Genomic DNA, 20,592 nt, shown 5'->3' with positions numbered 1-20,592 from the left:
CCACTCTTCCTTTATAATAGGAAGATATTACTTCTTTTCATTTGCAAATCAAAAAATCGGGCCGTATTTTACCCACCTGGCGCAACCGCCGGTTGTCCGTTCATTGGCGCATGCTGCAAATACTCTGGACAGCAATAACATACTTATTATAACTTGTCCTGCGGACGTGTCAAGCAAAACCAACCCTGCTTCCTCTAAGGCGGCATTCTCAGTATAACATATTTTCAAGCGAAAGCAAACATCCGTTCTCGACTTTTTCTTCAAATCTTCTGCAATAAGGCTTGTCAAAAATTTAATTTTGTTGTATCATCGTATTTACGTCATAGAGTACAAAAAACGTATAGGAAGGACTGAAACACTATGGAAAACTTACTGTATGCAGCACCCGTTCTCGGTGTGCTCGCCCTGCTGTTCGCGCTCTACAAGGCGGCGAACGTCTCCAAGCAGGAAGAAGGCACGGACCGCATGAAGGAAATTGCGGCCGCCATCAGTGAAGGTGCCAAGGCGTTCCTCTTTGCGGAATACCGGATTCTGGTCATCTTCGTCGCTATTCTCTTTGTAGCAATCGGCCTTGGCATCAGCTGGCTGACCGCCGTCTGCTTCCTGGTAGGCGCCGTCTTCTCGGTTGCCGCAGGCTTTGCCGGCATGACGGTTGCCACGAAGGCAAACGTCCGCACCGCCAACGCGGCCAGGACCAGCGGCATGAATAAGGCCCTGGGCGTCGCCTTCGGCGGCGGCTCCGTCATGGGCATGTGCGTGGTCGGCCTCGGCCTTCTCGGCTGCAGCGTGATCTATGCTGTCACCGGCCAGGTGGAAATCCTGTCTGGATTCAGCCTGGGCGCTTCTTCCATCGCTCTGTTTGCCCGTGTAGGCGGCGGTATCTATACCAAAGCTGCCGATGTGGGTGCAGATCTGGTTGGTAAAGTAGAAGCGGGAATCCCGGAAGATGATCCCAGAAACCCTGCCGTTATCGCCGACAACGTAGGCGACAACGTAGGCGACGTGGCCGGCATGGGCGCGGACTTGTTCGAGTCTTATGTGGGCGCTCTTGTATCCGCCCTGACCCTGGGCGTTGGCCTGGAGGCCGCCGCATTCACCGGCGCAGGCGCAATCTTCCCTCTGGTTTTGGCCGCTGTCGGTATTCTGGCATCCATCATCGCCACCTTCTTTGTCCGCGGCAATGACAACGCCAACCCTCACAAAGCTTTGAAGATGGGTTCTTATATCTCCGCTATCCTGGTGGTGATCGGCTCCCTGATTCTCAGCAAAATGTTCTTCAACGGCTTTAGTCAGGCAATCGCCATCATCTCCGGCCTGGTTGTCGGCCTGATCATCGGTATCGTTACCGAGGTTTACACCTCCGGCGATTACAAGTCCGTCAAGAAAATTGCGGATCAGTCCGAGACCGGCGCCGCTACGACCATCATTTCCGGTCTGGCCGTCGGCATGATGTCCACCTGCATTCCGATTCTTCTGATCTGTGTCGGCATCTTTGTTTCCTTTAAGGTTGCCGGACTGTACGGCATTGCGCTGGCAGCTGTGGGCATGCTGTCCACCACCGGCATCACCGTAGCCGTAGACGCTTACGGCCCGATCGCGGACAACGCCGGCGGTATCGCCGAGATGTCCGGTCTGGATCACTCGGTCCGTGAGATCACGGATAAGCTGGACGCCGTAGGCAACACCACCGCCGCCATGGGCAAAGGTTTCGCCATCGGTTCCGCTGCTCTGACTGCTCTGGCTCTGTTCGTATCCTATGCGCAGGCCGTCAATCTGAGCGCCATCAACATTCTGGATTCCACCGTTACAATCGGTCTGCTGATCGGCGGTATGCTGCCGTTCCTGTTCTCCGCTATGACCATGGAATCCGTTTCCAAGGCCGCATACAGCATGATCGAGGAGGTTCGCCGCCAGTTCAAGACGATCCCCGGAATCATGGAAGGAACCGGCAAGCCGGACTACAAGTCCTGCGTAGCGATTTCCACGACTTCCGCTCTGAAAGAAATGCTGATCCCCGGCATCATGGCGGTGCTCTCTCCTCTGGTTGTGGGATTGCTGCTCGGCACCTCCGCACTGGGCGGATTGCTGGCCGGCTCTCTGGTTACCGGTGTTCTGATGGCCATCTTCATGAGCAATTCCGGCGGCGCCTGGGATAATGCAAAGAAGTACATCGAGGAAGGCAATCACGGCGGAAAAGGAAGCGAAGCCCATAAGGCTGCCGTTGTCGGCGATACGGTCGGCGACCCGTTCAAGGATACTTCGGGCCCGTCCATCAACATCCTGATCAAGCTGATGACCATCGTTTCCCTGGTATTCGCACCGCTGTTCTTGACCTATGGCGGTCTGCTTGTAAAATAATCGTTTCCATGATTCTCTCCGATGAGGAAGAATCCAAAAAGAGACTTTGGAACCTGTAAAACAGGATTTCCGAAGTCTCTTTTTTTCCGCAAAGCGTCTTAAGATAAAAAATAGATTACTTCCTCCCCCCAGGCCGTGATCAGCCGTTCCAGGCTCCAGGCTGCATTGGCCGGGCTGGTGGAAGGGAGGGTGACGGCCGGACGGCCGGACAACGGTTCACAATATTGATGATACAGGCGCGCCGCCGTCTTTCCGTTCGTAAAGATCCGCCGGATCCGGGCCGCATCCAAAATTGTCCTTAGATCATTCGCCACGACGTTCCGGATGCTGCTGTCGCTGGACCCCTCGATCTCGCAAGATGCGATCACATCCCAAACCGCGATATGGTTTCTCAGCAAGAACGAGCGTTTTTCCTCCACGGTCTCCGGCTTTTCTTCCCCTGCAACTGCGCTTAAAACCGCCCAGAACCGGTTTTGCGGATGGTGGTAGAAGAACTGCCCCTCCCGCGATTTTACGGACGGAAAACTGCCGAGAATCAATATGCGGGACGATGTGTCGAAAACCGGTGCAATTTCATGAATGACATGATTCACTGTCTCCTCATTCCTCTCTCTTCCTTTTTACCGCTCAATACCATAGTCCTGGCACAGCTTTGTGAATTCCCGGCTGTAGAGAAAACCGTCAAAAACGGATTCCCTGCTGAATCCGGAAGCCAGCCGGGAACACCAATCCTGAAGTCCGGCCGAGTCCGGCTCCCGGTTCAGCATGGTGCGGTAAAGCAGCGTCACATAAGTCTGGTCCGAGTGCCCCTTTTCTACGAATTCTCTGCTGAAAAAGAATCCTTTGGCCAACTCTCCGCCGCCCATTTCCTGAGCGATCAGGCGGCTGGTCCAGTCATACAGACCTGTTTTGTCAAACCGGCGGCCCAGGCAGACCGTATACATCCTAGAGACAAAGGCAGTCACTTCGGGACGCTGGTCCACCGCCTCCGGGGAGGTGTATGTTCCGGCGTCGATCCCGTACCGGCCGCAAATCTCCCGAAATTCCCGTGAGTTGGAGAATCCGGCAAATATTCCATAGCGGCTCATGCCCTGGGAAATCCGCTCCAGCCAGAATGCCTTTCCGGAGGCATCAAAACTGCGCCCCAGTATCGTCTGGTACAACATCTCAACATAGCCGGCATCCGCAGTATTTTTCCGTTGATATTCCTGGCTGAAGATAAAGCAAAAGGCAACGCCGGTGCCGGACTGCTGACGGGTCAGCAAAAGATTTTTCCAAAACAACCATCCGTTTTTATCCGGAGTCCTGCCCAAAACTAATTCGTACAATCGGGTCACAAAATCTCCCACCGGGTCCGGAGCCTTAACCTCCACCCGGCAGGCAGCTGATTTCGATTGGGTTTTTGCTGTGATGACGGCTGTCCCGGCCTTCCGCGCCGTCACGGTTCCATTCGATACTGTGGCAACCGACGGATTACTGCTGCTCCAGCTCACGGTCCTGCTGTCGGTCGTGTTTACCGGCTGGTAACTCACAGTCAAAGTTGCCTGATCCCCCTCGGTCAGGCTCAGGCTGCTTTTGTTCAATGTGATACCCGTCAATGGGATGTGGCTGTGAGTAATGGAAAAATCCTGTTTTACACTGCATTTTACTGTGCCGAGGGAAAATGTATAGCAAAGGGCCGCTGTTCCGGCTCCCTGGGCTTTGATCGCACCGGAAGAAGGGTCCGCGGAGAGCACCCCGGAATCTGTGCTTTCCCAGACGCCGGCCGGAATCGGGAGATCGCCCGTCTTCTCCACCGATGCGAAACCGGAATCGCCTGTCTGTTTCAGCGCCGTGGCCTTTATCCTTATTCCTGTGGTCCCCGGAAAGATTTTCCCGGAAGATGCTGTCCACTCGCATCCCGACAGCGCCTGGCCGGTGGCGTTTAAATCCCAATACACCTGAGAAAACACCATTTTATGATCCGAGACATCCACCAAATTGGAAAATACGCCGCCGAGAACCGATGTCTCCGACAAACCGCTGACCTTGCCGGAAGCAAAACTGTCCCGGATTTCCGCCTCCTGCACATAGGAACAGAGTCCTCCCGCCTCGGCCGCCGTCACATCCGCCGAAGTCCGGCAGCCCTGGATCGATCCCTGATTCAGCAGATAACCAACCAGGCCTCCCGCCCGGCTGCCGGAGGAAATTGTGCCTCCTTCCACCACAATCCCGGACAGTTCCCCATAAGATTCCGCCACGATCCCGGCGTATCCGTTCCCGGCATGAATTTCCGGGTTCACGAAAACCAAATCCCGCAGAACGCCGCCGGCTGCTAATTGATCCACCAGACCGGCCCCAAACTTTCCGTTCACAGTCAGGTTCCGGATCGTCTTTCCATTTCCGTCCAAAATCCCCTGGAATCTGGAAATCACCGGAAAATCCTGTCCGCTCAGGTCCAGATCGTTCATCAGCCGATACCACTCTCCGGATCGCGACGCCCCGATCGCCGCGAGGTCCCCAGCGGTCCGGATCGCGTAGGGCTCCGACTCCGTTCCCTTTCCGGACAACGCTTCCGGAACAGTCAAATCAAAGGTGATGGAGCCGTCCCCATTTTTCCGGATCTGATCGACGATGATCCCGCTGTTGGCGCCGTCTGCGAAATAGAGGATCCCATTGTCATACCCCTGATTTTCTGTCCCCAGCGCCTTTCCCAGGGAGGTAAAGCCCTTCGCATTGTCCTCCGACAAAGTGGCATAGCCAATCTCCCCGTCGGCTGCATTAAAATCACTCTCCCCTGGCCGGAACACATAGATAAAATCCGGCGGCCCCGCCGCATTTCCATCCCAGGCGCTGGGACCGTTCCCGCTTTCATTGATCCGGTAAATCAGAAGCCCGGAGTTCTTCTGATCCTCATTTCCCGAATCCACAGGCCTGTTCTCAATGACAAACGACGCGTCGTTTCTCCGGGGAGAACGGACGATCACAGCATAGGATTCGCTGGGATCCGCATATTGGGCGGCTGGTAACGTAATATTTTTCTTTGTCTCCGTCAGGACGGACAGAGAGGTGCCGTACCCCAGCACTTCCCGTTGATAATAGGACGACAGATTGGGGGGCTCTGATCCGCCTCCTTCCATAATGTCCCATGGCCCGACCGGCTTCGCATTCAGATCGCCGACGCGGTATAGGTCCGGCAGCCCCAAGGAGTGCAGGTATTCATGGATCATCGTCTGAGAGGAACGCTTCACGGCTCCAAAAATCCCGATATTTTCACTGCCTCGGTTCAGCATGGTGTAGGTTCTGACATGCAGCCCGTTCACCGGCACCTCAATCCAGGAATCAATTTTATGGGGCCAGAGCAGATCACCGTGCTCAATGTTCTCGATTCCTCCCATCCCATAAACCGGAATTACAAAGGAGATGGAGTCGATGATGCCGTCCCCATCTGTATCCAGGCTCAGGCCGGAGGCCTCCAACTGGGCGCAAACCGCCTGCATCGCTTCCGTGACCAGCTCTAACTCCCGATCAGACCGCTGCGTCCCACTGGTGTAGCCCTCGCTGGCGGTTCCGTCCTCCTTGGTATATTGGCGCTTAAAATAATCGCTCGGATGGGAAATCTCCACCGAGTAATAACTGCCGTCCCCGTTCTGCGGAAAAAACGCCGTGCTCACCTGATACCGGCCGTAGGAAATCCGGTCCATATATTTTTTCAGCGAATTCTCATCTTCATTGAAAGTTTTTTCTGCGTTCGCCACCTTTTGCCCGGTAATGTATTCGCCCGCGTCCTGAAAACGCAGAAATACAATCACGTTCTGAACCGAACGGGACGCTGCGTTTGATGCCAACGGACGGTTTTGAACCGATTCATAATGATCCAGCTCCAGTTGGAGAATCTCCTCCGCAGAACCTTCCGCCCAGGAAGTTTCTTCCGGTTCCTCCGGTCCGCTGGATAAATCCGCTTCCGAAGGATCGGCCGGCAACGTCTCCCGGCCCGTCTCATCCGCGCTGCTCTCCTCCGCATCCGTTACCGGAAACGGCTCCGTCTCCGGCAGGGTCTCTTCCTCTAGTTTCAGGCCTCCTGTCTCCGGGACTTCTCCCGGCAGTTCCATTCCGTAAGCAACGCTGCCAGTAAGCATCAAAACCGCCAGCAGCAAACTCAGACGCCGCGCCCATCTTCTCCTCATGTTTCCCCTCCTCATCTCTTCCTTCCACCGTCTCTCTTTTCTCCTCGAAGGGCAGTTCCGATGTACTGAAAAGAGCCGCCGTTCCGCCTGTAAGAGCCTGTTATTTCCGGAATCTTCATGCTCAGTTTACTACATTTTATCTTTGGAATCAACGCCAACCATTGGCAGCTTCTCACATTTTATCTTTTATGCCCTGCCCAAACTTCCGGAATCCAGGCCGGTCCAAAAGGCAGGAAGTATTTTTCCGCAAAAAAACCGGCTGTCCTTTCTCAGAACAGCCGGGGCTTTCTATCTCTCAGAATCGAGATTCTTATTCATCAATGCTGTAGTTCGGTGCTTCCTTTGTGATATGCACATCGTGGGGATGGCTTTCTTTCAGGGAAGCGGCGGAAATCTTCACGAACCGGCCGTTCTCCTTCAGGCTCTCAATGGTCGAAGCTCCGCAGTAGCCCATGCCTGCCCGCAGGCCGCCGATCAGCTGGAACACCGTGTCTTCGACGGTTCCCTTGTAGGCCACACGGCCCTCCACGCCCTCCGGAACCAGCTTCTTTGCGTCGTTCTGGAAATAGCGGTCTTTGCTGCCGTTTTCCATGGCAGCAATGGAACCCATGCCGCGGTATACCTTGTATTTTCTGCCCTGATACAGCTCGAAGGTTCCCGGACTCTCGTCACAGCCGGCAAACATGGAACCCATCATGCAGACATTGGCGCCCGCCGCGATGGCTTTCGTCATATCGCCGGAATACTTGATTCCGCCGTCGGCGATAATCGGGACCCCGCTGGACTTTGCCGCCTCATAGCAGTCCATGACCGCCGTAATCTGGGGCACGCCGATACCGGCCACCACACGGGTGGTACAGATGGAACCTGGACCGATGCCCACTTTCACGGCATCCACGCCTGCTTCGATCAGCGCTTTGGTAGCCTCCGCGGTCGCCACATTTCCTGCGATGACCTGGAGATCCGGATACTTGGCCTTGATCTCGCGGACCGCGGTCAGGATGTTCTTGGAATGGCCGTGGGCCGAATCAATGACGATCGCGTCCACCTTGGCATCCACCAGGGCGCCCACCCGTTCCATCATATTGGCCGTGATGCCGACCGCCGCGCCGCAGAGCAGGCGGCCCTGCTCATCCTTTGCGGACAGAGGGTATTTGATCTGCTTTTCAATGTCCTTGATCGTAATCAGGCCTTTCAGGTTAAAGTCCTTGTCCACAATCGGGAGCTTTTCTTTTCTGGCCTTGGCAAGAATCTTTTTGGCCTCCGCCAGGGTAATGCCTTCCTCCGCTGTCACCAGGCCTTCGGAAGTCATGCACTCGGAAATCTTCCGGCTGAAATCCTCCTCAAATTTCAGGTCGCGGTTGGTGATGATGCCCACCAGCTTCTTTCCCTGGGTAATCGGGACGCCGGAAATCCGGAACTTGGACATCAGCTCATTGGCGTCCGCCAGGGTGTGATCCGGAGACAGGTAAAAAGGGTCGGTAATGACGCCGTTCTCCGAACGCTTTACCTTGTCCACTTCCTCCGCCTGCTGTTCGATCGACATGTTCTTATGGATGATTCCGATTCCGCCTTGTCTTGCCATCGCGATGGCCATACGGTGCTCGGTTACGGTATCCATACCGGCGCTCATCATCGGTATGTTCAGCTTGATTTTTTTGGTCAGGTGGGTAGAAATATCTACCATATTGGGAGTGACTTCTGAATAGGCCGGAACCAGCAGCACATCATCAAAAGTAATTCCTTCGCCAATAATCTTCCCCATTGTCGCGCTTCTCCTTCTATCGTTTGTTGAGATTATTTTTGTATTGTTACGAGTGTAGCAAAACTAACCGCCGATGTCAAGAAAGCAAAGGAAAAACCTGATAAATTTTATTGGAATAGAATAATCTCTTTTTTTCTGCCGGTTTCTGCCGGTTCCTGCCGGGAAGTGCAGCAGAGTTTTGCCGATAATGAACCGATTCTTACTGCTTCGCAGGGATCACCGGCAGCACCACATGAGACGGGTGTTCCGCGTCGTGATAAATTTTCTGCTTGGCAATCCGAGTCTCTGCGTCCTGTCCCACGGCGTGGCCGGTGTTCAGATTTCGGTCCCATTTAGGGAAATTGCTGCTGGCGATCTCGATGCGGATTGCATGGCCCTTCCCCAAAACAATCCCAATCCCGCCCAGATCAATTTCATATTCATAGACAGCGCCGGGGATTAGAAGCTCCGGTCTGTCCCAGCCATTCCGGAAGCGGGCGCGGACAATCCCCTCGGTCAGGTTATAGGGGGTGCCGTCCGGATGGACATCCACCAGCTTCACGGCAAAGTCCGTATCGGGACCGTCTGTGGAGGCCCAGAGTTTGGCGGTGACGGGTCCGGTGATTTCCATCCGCTCCTCCAGAACCTCCGTCGTGTACACCAGCACATCCCGTCTGGCCTCCACCTCCGTCTGATCCTGGATCAAAGAATCCTTGGGGTTGATCACCAGACCGGACTTGCTCGGCACCGGGTGCTTCGGGTCATACTCATAACTGTCCGGCAGTTCCGTTTTGGGCTGTTCTTTTGTCAGGCGGCCGTCGCCGTGGAAGGTGTTGGCGCCCTTGCAGGAAGAAAGATAAAATCGGGTAAACACGGTTTCCGGCAGAGGCCACGCCGCCTCGTAGCGCCAGCGGGCCTCCTCCCCTAACGTATGAACCAGCACATGCTGCTCCCGGTTAAAGCTGCTGTCCTCCCCTTTCAGCCAAAAATCAAACCAGCTGAGCAAAATCTCGGACAGCCGTTTCCCGATCCCCCAGACCGGCTGCCCCGTCGGATCGCCGGGCAGGCAGGCGCCGGCATCGCTGCCCTCGACACCGCCGTAAATCCGCCAGGGTCCGAAATACAGGTACAGATTGTCCTGGGCCGAAGGGACGCAGGCGGACTTCATGGTATGATACCCTTCCAGTACGGTTTTCGCCAGGTGGTCATACCAGTTCATAATCCAGAGCGTCGGGACCTCGATGGCCCGTAAGTCCGCCGGCATATGGAGTTTGGTCCAGTAAGCCACCTCCTCGATATGATCCAGGTATTCCAGGAAAAACCGATCCATCTGCACGTCCTCCACATGAGCGAAGGGGATATCTCTCAGCGGAAGGCAGGGCAGCTGCTCTTCCACCCGGTCGGAAAGTTCCTTCATCTTTTGTGCAAGCCGGGCCAAAGCTTCCGGCTCCATCCCGGCGCGGCGGGATGTCCGGACCGCCTGCTGCATGTACCAGATGGCGGTTCCGGCCAGGTCCATGACTCCGTTTTTAAAGAAAGGAAAGCCTGCGGAGGTTCCGGCCGGACAGATGCAGGTCAGATGAGGAGGCCGCATGGACGCCGCCAATAGCTGGGTGGCTCCAAGGTTGGAAGACCCCATCATGCCGACCTTTCCGTTGCTCCATTCCTGGGCCGCAACCCATTCCACCGTGTCGTAGCCGTCCTCCGCGTCCATCAGCCAGGGCTGATAATGACCTTCGGACTCGCCGGTGCCGCGGCAGTCCTGGACCACGACCGCATAGCCAGAGGCGGTGTAGAGATCCGGGGAAGTGTAACGGGGTGTCTGGGTATACTCTGTTTTGTCATACGGGGTGCGCACAAGGATCGTGGGAAAGCAGGCGCCTTCCTCTGGAAAATAGAGATCTGCACGGAGAATCAGGCCGTCCCGCATGGGTATGGCTGCGTTATATTGTTTTTTCATTTCCATATCCTCAAACAGCTTCTATGGCTTCGTTTTCGTGTCTCTCAGAATCGCCGCTTACTTAAAGTACAACACATTCGGAATCACCCTGGTGTTGGCCAGGGCCATCTCCTCCACACCGGCCAGAGAAGCGTTCCAGACGTAGAGGTTGCTCATGTCCACAAGGCCGTAACCGGGGACTTCGCTGACCATGATGTCGTTGATCTGTTTGTTGAGCTCCAGCTGCTTTTTTGTGTCCACGGTGGCCATGGCTTCGGAAATCAGTTGATAGAGTTCTTCATTCTCATAATGGTTGGTGCCGGAGGAGAAAACGCCGGACCAGATCTCACCGGCATAGTAGCCGTCAGGGCTGGAGTAGACCTGTACGCAGATATCCAGGCCGCAGTTGGCATCCTGGCGGACGCTGCTCCAGGTGGCGTTGTCGTAGGTCATGATTTCCGCATCCAAACCAACCGCCAGCAGGAAGGACTGAACGACTTCTGCGATCATCGAGTTGACCGTGGTTCCGTTGTTGCCGATGGTGACATGGGTTCCTTCCGCGATTCCAGCCTCCGTCAGCAGGGCTTTGGCTTTCTCCACATTGTAGGGATAATATTCGTTGTTCCAGGTCGGATCAAAGGCGGCGCAGGCGTTGGAAGTGGCCCCATTGGAGACTTCGCCCAGCCCGTTGAATACGGTGCTTAAAACCGCGTTGCTGTCGACGGCGTAGGCGACGGCCTGTCTCACCTTGACGTCCTTCATGATGGAGTACTCGGAGCAGTTAAACTCCAGGATCGCGTTGCGGAACAGATGGCGGACATAGGTGCCGTAGCCTTCCTGGCCTTCAAATCTCATATAATCGCTGGCCGCCGTGTCCAGGCAGAGATCGATCTCGCCGGATTCCAGGGCAATAGCCCTCTGGGAGTTTTCCGAGATGACGATCCAGTTTACATATTTGATCGCAGGAGCCTCTCCCCAATAGTCGTCTCTGGCTTCCATCTTAATGGAGGAACCAGAAATATATTCGGTGACCTTATAGGGGCCGGTCCCCACCGGAGTATTTACCATCCCGTCCGAACTGGCTTCCATGGCGGCCTGGGTAAAAATGCGGACGTCGCCGAGCTGGTACCACTGCTGGACATTGGTCTCCTTCAAAACAATTTCTACGGTCAGATCGTCCACTGCGTGGGTGGCCTCCATGTCGATGTATGCCACGTACATCGCGGAGATCGTATCGGTGGTGGCGTACTGCAGGGAGTATACCACATCACTGGCTTTCAGGGGATTGCCTGCGCTGTCGGTGATGCCGTCCTTCAGTTTGACCGTCATGTGGGTGCTGTCGGTGGTCTCCGCGGATTCTGCCAGCATCATCTGGTATTCCTCGGTGTTGTAGTCCACCATGTACAAGGTCTCGTAGATCGCATAACCGGGGTTTTGAGAGTTGTAAACCGGGGCTAGGGTACCGTTGTCTTTATTGATGCCGATGTTTAAGGTATCTTTGGCGGAGACGGCGGCTCCCTCTCCCTTGCTGCCTCCGAATGTTCCTCCGGAGGCGCTGCTTGCTACTCCGGCGCCTGCCGGGGCGGCTGTTGTCGCGTCACTGCCGGAACCGCAGGCGGTGAGAGACAGGGTTAGGGCTGCAGCTAAGAGGGCTGCTAGTGCTTTTTTCATGGTCTTTTTCATTCTCTTTCTCCTTTTATTTTTTTATGTTTATTTGTTCTATTTTGTGGGTAAACCATTGACGGTTCTGGAGGCCTCCGGAATAGGGACGCAAAGGGGGGCCGATCTCAGAGTTGCAATGACCGCATATGTAGATTTGCCTTCAGCAAATCTTTGATGCCACTGCCGGGCGGCCCCACGATTGCTTTGCAATCCTGGTAAATCCGAACGGCCCCCTCTGCACTCCCCCCCTCTTGGGCACGCTTCTGGGTGGGGCATGGTTGGCGTATTCTGCGCCCATTCCCTCTGGCTCGATTCTGGGTGGGAGGTTTTTTTACATGGCGTTGATTTTTCTTGCTTGGCAGCAGGAGACGAAGTGGCCGGGTTGGATTTCTTCTGGGGTTTGGGGGCGGTGGCATTCTTCGCCGGCGTAGGGGCAGCGGGCGGCAAAACGGCAGCCGGGTTTGGGATCGATCGGGGAAGTGATCTCACCCTTTAGAAGGATCCGCTGCTTTTTGCAGGGAACCTCCGGCACCGGGATGGCGGAGAGCAACGCCTTGGTGTAGGGGTGGAGCGGGTTGGCGAAGAGATCCTCGGAGGATGTCTTCTCCACCATCTGCCCCAGATACATGACCATGATCTCGTCGGAGATGTATTTGACGACGGACAAATCATGGGTGACGAAAATATAAGTCAGGTTCCGCTCCTCCTGCAAGTCCAACATCAGATTCAGCACCTGGGCCTGGATCGAGACGTCGAGGGCAGAGACTGGCTCGTCGCAGACGATGAATTTGGGACTTAGGGCCAGAGCCCTGGCGATTCCGATTCTCTGCCTTCTTCCGCCGTCCATCTCGTGGGGATAGGCGTTGGCAAAACGATTGGCAAGGCCCACGGTCTCCATGAGCCCCGCCGTCTCCTGTAACATGGCGTCCCGGCTCATACCGCCCCTTAGCATCAAGGGTTCCATGATGGTCTCGGCGGTCGTCATCCGGGGATTCAGGGAAGCAAAGGGGTCCTGGAAAATAATCTGCATCTTCTCCCTGTATTTTTTCAAAGCAGGCTTATCCAGTTTTGTCACGTCCTGACCTTCAAAGAAGATTTTTCCTCCCGTACTGTCCAAAAGGTGTAGGATGGTGCGGCCGAGGGTAGATTTTCCGCAGCCGGACTCTCCCACGACTCCCAGGGTTTTCCCCTCTTCCAGTTGAAAGCTGATCCCATCCACAGCGTGAAGGGCGCCCTTGGGTGTCTTAAAGTATTTTTTCAAGTCCTGTACTTCCAGTATGGCAGACATCACGCATCCCCCTTCCGTTTATGACACTTGACAAAATGACCTGGCGTTGTCTCGGTGAAATCCGGATTTTTCTTTTGACAGATCTCCTCCGCATAGGGGCAGCGGGGACAGAACTTGCAGCCCTCCGGCAGATTGGACGGATCCGGCATCAGTCCTTTGATGGGCCTTAGCCGCCGCGCGGTGGAGTTGATCCGGGGCAGGGAATCGAACAGCCCTTCGGTGTAGGGATGGGCCGTATGGTTAAAAATATCGTCCGCTGTCCCGCTCTCTACGATCTCCCCTGCGTAAACCACCGCCACCTTTTCACACATCTCGGCAACAATCCCCAGATCATGGGTGATCAAAATTAACGAGGTGTCAAGATCTTTTTTCAGGTTTGCCATCATTTCCAGCACCTGAGCCTGAATCGTCACGTCCAGAGCCGTGGTGGGCTCATCCGCCAGCAGCAGCTCCGGATTGCAGGCCAGCGCCATGGCAATGATGACCCTCTGTTTCATGCCTCCGGAAAATTGATGGGGATATTCCGAGTAACGTTCCCCTGGAATTCCCACCATCTCCAGCATCTCGATGGTGCGCTTCCTAGCCTCGGAGCGGGAGACGCGGTTGTGGATGCGGACCGGCTCCGCGATCTGCTCTCCGATGGTCTCCACCGGATTCAGAGCGGTCATTGGGTCCTGGAAAATCATAGAGATCTTATTTCCGCGGATCCGGTGCATGTTGGCCTCGCTGAGGCGAAGGAGATCTTCCCCTTCAAATTCGATGCTTCCGCTGCACACTTTTGCCGGAGGGTCCGGCAGGATCCGGAGAATCGCCTTTGCCACCGTGGTTTTCCCGGCGCCGGTCTCCCCGACCAGACCCAGGGCTTCCCCCTTTTTCAGGCTCAGGTCAAAACCGTTGACCGCGTGGATCACGCCTCCGTCGGTCCGGTATTCCACCACCAGGTTCTTTATATTCAATAATTGCTTTTCGTCTTTCATGGCCGCCTCCTTAATTTTTCAAACGAGGGTCCAGGGCATCCCGCAGACCGTCGCCCAGCACGTTGAAGGAAAGAACGCTCAACATAATGCACACGCCGGGGGAAGTGATCATGTACGGGTAATCCCGGATATAGCTCTTGGCCGCCGTCAGCATAGCGCCCCATTCCGGCGAAGGAGGCTGCGCGCCGAGTCCGACAAAACTCAAGGTGGCCGCCGTCAGCATCGAAGAACCAATGGTCATGGTAATGTTCACAATCATCGGAGAAAACGCATTGGGCAGGGCGTGGCGCAGGATAATACGCGCATCGTTTGCATTGATGGAGCGGGCCGCTTCGATATATTCCTTGTCCCGGACCGTCATGACCGACGCCCGCATCAGCCGCGCATAGCTGGGGCAGACCGAGATGGCGAGGGCCAGAATCGTGTTGGTCACGCCGGGCCCCAGGGAGGTGGCGATGGCAATCGAGAGGATCAGCACCGGGATCGACTGGTAAATGTCAAGAAAGCGCATTAGTAAATTATCTATTTTGCCTCCGTAGAATCCGGCGATGGCTCCGATCGTAATGCCGATGGTAGCCGAGAGAGCCACGGATAGCACGGCGATTTCCATGGAAATCCGGGATCCATAGATCAGACGGCTTAAAATATCCCGCCCCAGATGGTCGGTCCCCAGCAGATGCTCTGCGCTGGGCCCCTGGTACGTTGCCGTGAAATCCTGCTCCGCATAGCCGTAGGGCGCCAGGAAGTCGGCGAAGATCATGATAAAAATCAACAGCACGATGAAGACGAGTCCTGCAATGGCCAGCTTATTTTTAAACAGGCGGCGGGTGACCTCCTTGAACTGGCTCGTTTTTTTAATCGAAGAAATTTGATTTTCCATAGCCTATCCTCTTTTCTTCTTTTTAGCGAACTGCGAGCGGATCCTCGGATCCACCCCGGCGTAGATGATATCCACCAGGAGCATGCAGATGCTGAACCAGATGCAGATGATCATGGCCGTGCCGCGGATCACCGGGTAATCCCGGTTGTTGATGGCGGTCAGCATATAGACGCCCATGCCGGGGATGGAAAACACAGTCTCGGCGATCAGCGCGCCGCCCAGCATGTTGCCGACGCGGGTGCCGATGACAGTGATGATCGGAATCAAAGCATTCTTCATGCCGTGCTTCCAGATCACCAGATTTTCTTTGACTCCCTTGGCCCTCGCCGTGGTAATGTAATCCTGGCGGATCACCTCCAGCATACTGGACCGGGTCTGGCGGGCAAACGCCGCCGCGCCGGACAGGCTGACCGCAATGCAGGGCATGATGTAGCATTTCCAGCTGGAGACGCCGACGGCCGGAAGCCACCCCAGGCTCAGGCTGAACAGCAGCACCAGCAGCATGGCCACCCAGAAATTGGGCATGGACACAAAGAGCATGGAAAGGAGCATGGACGCATTGTCCCTCCAGGTGTACTGATGGGTGGCTGCGACGATTCCCAAAGGAATGCCGATCAAAATAGAGATCGCAAGAGCCAGCACCGCCACCCGCAGGGTGTAGGGGGCCCGCGTAACTACTTCGTGAAACACATCCTGTTTGCTGACATAGGAGGTCCCCAGATCCAGACGAAGAAGGTCTGTCAGAAAATCCGCATACTGGGCGATATAAGACTTGTTCAGCCCCATTTCCTCCCTGGCCTGCTCCAGCTGCTCTTCCGTCGCCATGCTCCCCAGCATGATCCGGGCCGGATCTCCTGTCGTAAAGTACATGATGGAAAAGATGAGGATCGATACGCCCAGCATGATTGGGATCAGCCAAAGCAAACGCTTGATTATGTATTGGAACATCTTTCTGTCACTCCTTTCCTTGCCATTCGCCGAAAATCCGAATGAGCCAAAGTCTCGCAAGCTCCGGCCACAGCGCGATGGCCGGGATATGGCCGTCTTTCCCATTGGCCACGATCGCTCCGTCCCCCAGGCCAAACCCGTGGATCCCACCGTCAAATAAATGCGCCTCGGCCCTCACTTGATGGCGGATCAGATCATTCAGGAAGCCCACCTGGAAATCCACCATGGGATCCGCTCCGGGCAGCACCAGGAACACCGGCGGATATTGGGAATAGTCAAGATCCTTGCTCCGCGGCAGAAACGGGTCGGAGGAGGTGTAAATCCCCAGAAAAGCATTCAGTGTCCCGGACATTTGGTCCACCGCGTCTTCCCGGTACGCCGGATCATATTGTGAAGGGACATCTGAAAAACACATCTGCTCGATATAGTCGGTAATCACTACGCCGCCGAAGGACAGGCCGATGGCTCCGATCTTCTCCGGATCAATGTTCCATTCTTCCGTGTGAAACCGCAGCATTCGGATCGCCCGCTGAAGGTCCAGACAGAAATTCAGCTTTTGAATTCCCACCCGGTGCCCCATCAAGACGGCGTGACAGCCGATGCGGTTGAAATAGCGGCAGACCGGATCCCCTGAGGTGTAATTGCCCCGGTGCCCGCCGGCCAAAACCAAAATCACCGGGCGTTTTCCCTCCCCCTCCAGCAGGTAGGGGACGAAATTCGGAATATAATCTTCCGGATCCAGGGATTCGCTGGCCGTGGCGTCGGAGCAGACCACCCATAGATCCGGATTTTTGCGCATATCCGGAATATTGCCGGGCTCCCACAAGGGAATCTTGATCCCCGCCGGGTCGCAGAGCTGCTCCAGCTCTTGTTCCAGCCGAAACAATGTTCTAAGCTCCGCCCTTGCGGCATCGTCCTCCGCCTCAGCTGTCATTGGGAACGGATCGCTGTTTCCTTTTCCCGCCGTCTTTTCCGTCTCCCGAAACTCCTTTACCAGAGTTTCGTAGTTCCGCTTTTTTCGATACGTCCGGTCAATCCGGACGTACTGCGCCATGAACGGCGTATAGGTATCCGGCGTGTAAGCTTTCCCTTCATCGTTATAGTGCCAGTAACGGCGCATCACTGCGTCTACCTCCTGCCACATTGCCTGACTGATCACTGTGGTCTCCTCCTTTTCCTTCCCCGTTATTAATTTCAGGATGAAAGCGTCTTATCCCCAATTACAGCATCTCCATCAGCTCCCGCACGTCGCCGCACGCCTCCAATTCCGTCAGTTTCCGAAAAATCACGTCCACGTTCCGGGATACTTTTTCCTTTTGGGAATATCCCATACAGTCCTCATATTTGGCATAGCTGTCCGTCCGGGTCATCGGAGTTTCCCTGCTTCCGAGAGCGTGTTCCGCGGAAGCAATATGCCGGCTCCCGTCCCGAAGTCTTATGGTCATCTCCACCTTCTGGGCGTGATCACGGGTCAGATTTTCGTCAATTTCATAAGTCACCAGCTCCCCGCCGTGGATCACCCGCTTGTCGTTAAGCCGCTCCGGCCGGAAACTGGCAAGGGTCACATCCCCGTCGGTCAATACCAGACCGACGGCAAAGGGCAGGCTCATTTTTGCGTTCATGACTGACTGCGGATGATATTTGATCTCCCTCTTTTCCAGCACCATCCGAAGAATCTCGCTGACCTTCAGATGGATCTCCACAATCTCCTCCGGCCGGATTTCCGGTTTTTTCAGCACTTCCCGGAGAAGTCCGATGGTCACATGGGTGGCACGGCAGCAGGGCCAGGGCTTAAAGCTGATCTTTCCGCTCTCCCAGATCCTCCCCAGACCGTCAACCACTTTATTCTCGCTGTACTCTCCTCTCGCGTAGGCGGCGTAATATCCCTTATCGCCTTCCAAAGGAGTCTCAAACCGGGCTTCGATCCCTTCCCGCGCCATCAGACATGCGCTGACCGCCGCGTAGGCGGCAAACCCGTCCCGCACCAGACGAACTACGCTTCTCTTGCTGTTGACCGACTCCCCGCTGCAAGTATAGCTGTTCATCAGAATCGCCAGAGCGTCCAGCGTCTGGTCCGAATCAAAATGAAGCAGACGGCTGATAGCGAGAACCGTTCCCATGGCTCCGTGGATGGGAGGCATATACCAGCCGTATTGGAGCAAGTCTTCTTTCTGCGCTCCGGAAAGGCGGCAGGTCATCTCGCTGGCGATCACCATAGCTGTGATCAAATCCTTCCCCGTGACCCCGCCAATCTCTTCGGCAACAGCCAGAAGCGCTGGCACGCTGACCGCATTGGAGTGGACAAAGGCCGTGTCATGGGAGTCCTCGAAATCCATGGCATGGGAAAGCGCGCCGTTGGCCAGGGCGGCCATGGGGGCCGACACCTTCGCCTCTGCGCCAAGCAGGGTGGACCGGCCCGGTCCGGAATACCGCTTGGCATAACTGGTAAACTTCCGGCACGCCGGTTCCAGCCTGGTCGCCGCCACCATCACGGACAAAGCGTCGATCAGAGCGGTTTTTTGAACCTCCGTCACCTCCGGCGGAATTTGGTCATAGGTCAGTTTGCTGCAAAATTCTATCAATGTGTTTGTCAATGACATGGAGTCCACCTTTTTCAGATTTTGCTGCGGTTTTCAGCCCCGCCAAACGGCAGCCGCAAACCACAATCAGAATTCTCATGTTGTCAAATACTGTCTATTTGTTCTTACATCGCTTAGACTATACCATTTTGACTTTTTCTTCGTCAATCCATCGTCTTTTTCTCACATATTTCTATACGTTTTTCCAATTTTCACAATTTCTCCTTGTTCATCTTGCACAATCCGATTGATTTTTCTTTCACGCCCGCTTATAATGCAGCTAAGACTTTATCTTCGGGAGGCGCCCCATGCCGTACATTGATCCGATCTTAAAACACTTGAGCGGTCAGATCCTCTACCGCCACATCACCGACCCCTATCTGGCCTCGGACAGCACGATTCTGCTGTCCTCCTCTGTCTCGGAGTGCACCGAGCACATGATCCTGATCGGGACTTATAAAACGGTCTGCGATTGTGCCGCCAAGTGTCCGCCCAAGCCTCATACCACAGCCGTCCTCACCGAATCCATGGGATTTCCCGACGCCAATTGGCTGAAAATCCACGTGGAAAACATCATCTTCACCTCAGCCGGGACCATGGACGTCTACGCCAAGTTCCTCAGTTGTTTCCACCAGTACCATATTTGGCGTTCCCGGCTGAACAATGCCTTCACTTACGCGGATGTGCGGACGTTTCTGCCTGCGCTGTCCCAAACCGCGGGCTGTGCGGTCTACGTCTACTCCGCCGCCAACGCGATTCTGATGGATTACTCCACTTCCGCCTTCCACAACGATTACACGGAGCGGCTGAAAACCCGCCGCTGCCTGCCGGAGGAGATCCGAATAAGCATTCCGGAAGGCGGGCTGCGCCGTCCGCTTTACCGAAAGCTTGAAAATGGCTATTCCTATGTCCTTCGCTCCATGACGGACGCGATGAATTACTCCATTCTCCTACTCCTGATCTATGCGGACGCGCTCTCCATCGACATTCCGGCGGATGACTTTTTGTTCATCATTGCAGGGCAGTGGGAAAAGCATTTGGACTTTCGCCAAAGCTTCCACCGCCTTCCTCCTCCGACCCCCTGTGATCAGCTGTTGGAGGCGTTGTTGGAAAACTCTATGACCGACCCGTATCTGATGGATGAGCAGCTTCAGCTTCTTCCCTTTCCGATTAAACGGTACGTCGGTTTTCTCTATATCGCCTTCCCGGAGGCGGAAAGCCTGGCGCTCTACCTGCGTACGCTGCGGGAGGAGCTTTTAGAGATCCTGCCGGGATACAACATCGGCTGCTGCAAAGACGCTCTGGTTTTGCTTTTTACCAATGAAACCAACACGGCCGACGGCGTCCCTTTGCTGACGGACGAACGATTCCGGCTCTGGCTGCAAGAAAAAAATGCCTACGCCGGCACCAGCACGCTGACCAAGTATTGGGAAAAGCTGCGCACTCAGCTTCTGCTTGCCAGGAGAACCTGCACCTTGGGCCGGGCGCTGTACCCGGAAAAGCGTTTTCTTTCCTGTCTGCGTATGCAGACTTACCATGTGATCGACCTGTGCGCCCGCGCGTTTTTGGACATCTTCGGCCACGACGACGTCATCTATCTGACCCACCCCTCCATCGTCTGCCTGACCCGCTATGACAAGACCAACGGGACCAACCTGCGCCACACCTTGTTCTGCTACCTCCTGAACGGGTGTAACGTAAATCAGACCGCGGATATGCTCTACATGCACCGGAATACGGTCCGCAACCAGCTCCACCGGATCCTGGAGCTGACCCACATGGATTTGGATGATGGCTATCTCCGGCTGAGCCTGCTTCTATCCTGCCAGATTGTCAGCTATTATGAGAAAATTTTGAAACATCAGCTGAAGCTTTAAGAAGAAGATGAAAATTCAGATATAATAACAAAGAATTTCGCAAAGCGAAATTCTGCGCCGCAAATGCGTCGCGTCAGCGACATCTTCCTTTGCATTTGCGTGTGCCTCCATAGCGGAGCGTTTTTTGTTTCATAGGGAATTTCAAAGGAATTTCCTATGAAATAAAAAAGCGCG

At 55.1% G+C, this 20,592-nt stretch carries 13 protein-coding genes; 2 read left to right on the top strand and 11 right to left on the bottom strand.

What is annotated here, in order from left to right:
• The first annotated feature begins 360 nt into the window (after positions 1 to 360).
• The gene (locus tag MUB23_RS11960) at positions 361 to 2,358 is read left to right on the top strand and encodes a sodium-translocating pyrophosphatase (protein WP_244800796.1); all 1,998 of its coding nucleotides are present in this window, start codon (positions 361 to 363) and stop codon (positions 2,356 to 2,358) included.
• A 98-nt stretch (positions 2,359 to 2,456) separates the two neighbouring features.
• Here MUB23_RS11960 and MUB23_RS11955 read toward each other — a convergent pair whose 3' ends face one another.
• From MUB23_RS11955 to MUB23_RS11905, 11 genes are all read right to left on the bottom strand, one after another.
• Positions 2,457 to 2,951 carry a DNA-deoxyinosine glycosylase gene (locus tag MUB23_RS11955; RefSeq protein ID WP_244800795.1) on the bottom strand — a complete coding sequence of 165 codons (495 nt, stop codon included), beginning with the start codon at positions 2,949 to 2,951 and terminating at the stop codon, positions 2,457 to 2,459.
• 27 nt (positions 2,952 to 2,978) lie between these two features.
• The gene (locus tag MUB23_RS11950; protein WP_244800793.1) at positions 2,979 to 6,524 is read right to left on the bottom strand and encodes a DUF4214 domain-containing protein; all 3,546 of its coding nucleotides are present in this window, start codon (positions 6,522 to 6,524) and stop codon (positions 2,979 to 2,981) included.
• Positions 6,525 to 6,834: 310 nt separating this feature from the next.
• The gene (gene guaB, locus MUB23_RS11945; RefSeq protein ID WP_244800791.1) at positions 6,835 to 8,289 is read right to left on the bottom strand and encodes an IMP dehydrogenase; all 1,455 of its coding nucleotides are present in this window, start codon (positions 8,287 to 8,289) and stop codon (positions 6,835 to 6,837) included.
• A gap of 199 nt (positions 8,290 to 8,488) precedes the next feature.
• A complete protein-coding gene (locus tag MUB23_RS11940; RefSeq protein WP_244800789.1) occupies positions 8,489 to 10,228 on the bottom strand; it encodes a CocE/NonD family hydrolase in 1,740 nt (579 codons plus the stop codon).
• Between the two features lie 57 nt (positions 10,229 to 10,285).
• A complete protein-coding gene (locus tag MUB23_RS11935; protein ID WP_244800787.1) occupies positions 10,286 to 11,890 on the bottom strand; it encodes an ABC transporter substrate-binding protein in 1,605 nt (534 codons plus the stop codon).
• Positions 11,891 to 12,200: 310 nt separating this feature from the next.
• Positions 12,201 to 13,157: an ABC transporter ATP-binding protein gene (locus MUB23_RS11930; RefSeq protein WP_244800785.1), complete on the bottom strand. Its 957-nt coding sequence runs from the start codon at positions 13,155 to 13,157 to the stop codon at positions 12,201 to 12,203.
• Entirely contained in the window at positions 13,157 to 14,134 is a 978-nt protein-coding gene (locus MUB23_RS11925; protein ID WP_244800784.1) for an ABC transporter ATP-binding protein, read from the bottom strand. Before MUB23_RS11925 ends, MUB23_RS11930 begins: the two co-directional genes overlap by 1 nt.
• Before the next feature lie 10 nt (positions 14,135 to 14,144).
• Positions 14,145 to 15,014 carry an ABC transporter permease gene (locus MUB23_RS11920; protein WP_244800783.1) on the bottom strand — a complete coding sequence of 290 codons (870 nt, stop codon included), beginning with the start codon at positions 15,012 to 15,014 and terminating at the stop codon, positions 14,145 to 14,147.
• 3 nt (positions 15,015 to 15,017) lie between these two features.
• On the bottom strand, positions 15,018 to 15,962 hold the full coding sequence (locus MUB23_RS11915; RefSeq protein ID WP_244800781.1) for an ABC transporter permease: 945 nt from the start codon (positions 15,960 to 15,962) through the stop codon (positions 15,018 to 15,020).
• Positions 15,963 to 15,969: 7 nt separating this feature from the next.
• On the bottom strand, positions 15,970 to 17,121 hold the full coding sequence (locus MUB23_RS11910) for an alpha/beta hydrolase (protein WP_244800779.1): 1,152 nt from the start codon (positions 17,119 to 17,121) through the stop codon (positions 15,970 to 15,972).
• A 61-nt stretch (positions 17,122 to 17,182) separates the two neighbouring features.
• Complete coding sequence (locus MUB23_RS11905) at positions 17,183 to 18,562, bottom strand: MmgE/PrpD family protein (protein ID WP_244800778.1); 1,380 nt, start codon at positions 18,560 to 18,562, stop codon at positions 17,183 to 17,185.
• A gap of 287 nt (positions 18,563 to 18,849) precedes the next feature.
• Between MUB23_RS11905 and MUB23_RS11900 the strand changes: the two genes are divergently transcribed.
• Complete coding sequence (locus tag MUB23_RS11900) at positions 18,850 to 20,418, top strand: PucR family transcriptional regulator (RefSeq protein WP_244800776.1); 1,569 nt, start codon at positions 18,850 to 18,852, stop codon at positions 20,416 to 20,418.
• Positions 20,419 to 20,592 lie beyond the last annotated feature (174 nt).

This window comes from Cuneatibacter sp. NSJ-177 (genome assembly GCF_022867805.1).
GTDB lineage: Bacteria > Bacillota > Clostridia > Lachnospirales > Lachnospiraceae > Pseudolachnospira.
This window is presented reverse-complemented; position numbering and strand designations above follow the sequence as displayed.

What these genes read in the sequence shown, in the direction of transcription:
- MUB23_RS11920 (WP_244800783.1), bottom strand. Translation starts at nt 15,014, where the DNA reads ATGGAAAATCAAATTTCTTCGATTAAAAAAACGAGCCAGTTCAAGGAG.
- MUB23_RS11915 (WP_244800781.1), bottom strand. Translation starts at nt 15,962, where the DNA reads ATGTTCCAATACATAATCAAGCGTTTGCTTTGGCTGATCCCAATCATG.
- MUB23_RS11930 (WP_244800785.1), bottom strand. Translation starts at nt 13,157, where the DNA reads ATGTCTGCCATACTGGAAGTACAGGACTTGAAAAAATACTTTAAGACA.
- MUB23_RS11950 (WP_244800793.1), bottom strand. Translation starts at nt 6,524, where the DNA reads ATGAGGAGAAGATGGGCGCGGCGTCTGAGTTTGCTGCTGGCGGTTTTG.
- MUB23_RS11960 (WP_244800796.1), top strand. Translation starts at nt 361, where the DNA reads ATGGAAAACTTACTGTATGCAGCACCCGTTCTCGGTGTGCTCGCCCTG.
- MUB23_RS11940 (WP_244800789.1), bottom strand. Translation starts at nt 10,228, where the DNA reads ATGAAAAAACAATATAACGCAGCCATACCCATGCGGGACGGCCTGATT.
- MUB23_RS11925 (WP_244800784.1), bottom strand. Translation starts at nt 14,134, where the DNA reads ATGAAAGACGAAAAGCAATTATTGAATATAAAGAACCTGGTGGTGGAA.
- MUB23_RS11905 (WP_244800778.1), bottom strand. Translation starts at nt 18,562, where the DNA reads ATGTCATTGACAAACACATTGATAGAATTTTGCAGCAAACTGACCTAT.
- MUB23_RS11900 (WP_244800776.1), top strand. Translation starts at nt 18,850, where the DNA reads ATGCCGTACATTGATCCGATCTTAAAACACTTGAGCGGTCAGATCCTC.
- MUB23_RS11935 (WP_244800787.1), bottom strand. Translation starts at nt 11,890, where the DNA reads ATGAAAAAGACCATGAAAAAAGCACTAGCAGCCCTCTTAGCTGCAGCC.
- guaB (WP_244800791.1), bottom strand. Translation starts at nt 8,289, where the DNA reads ATGGGGAAGATTATTGGCGAAGGAATTACTTTTGATGATGTGCTGCTG.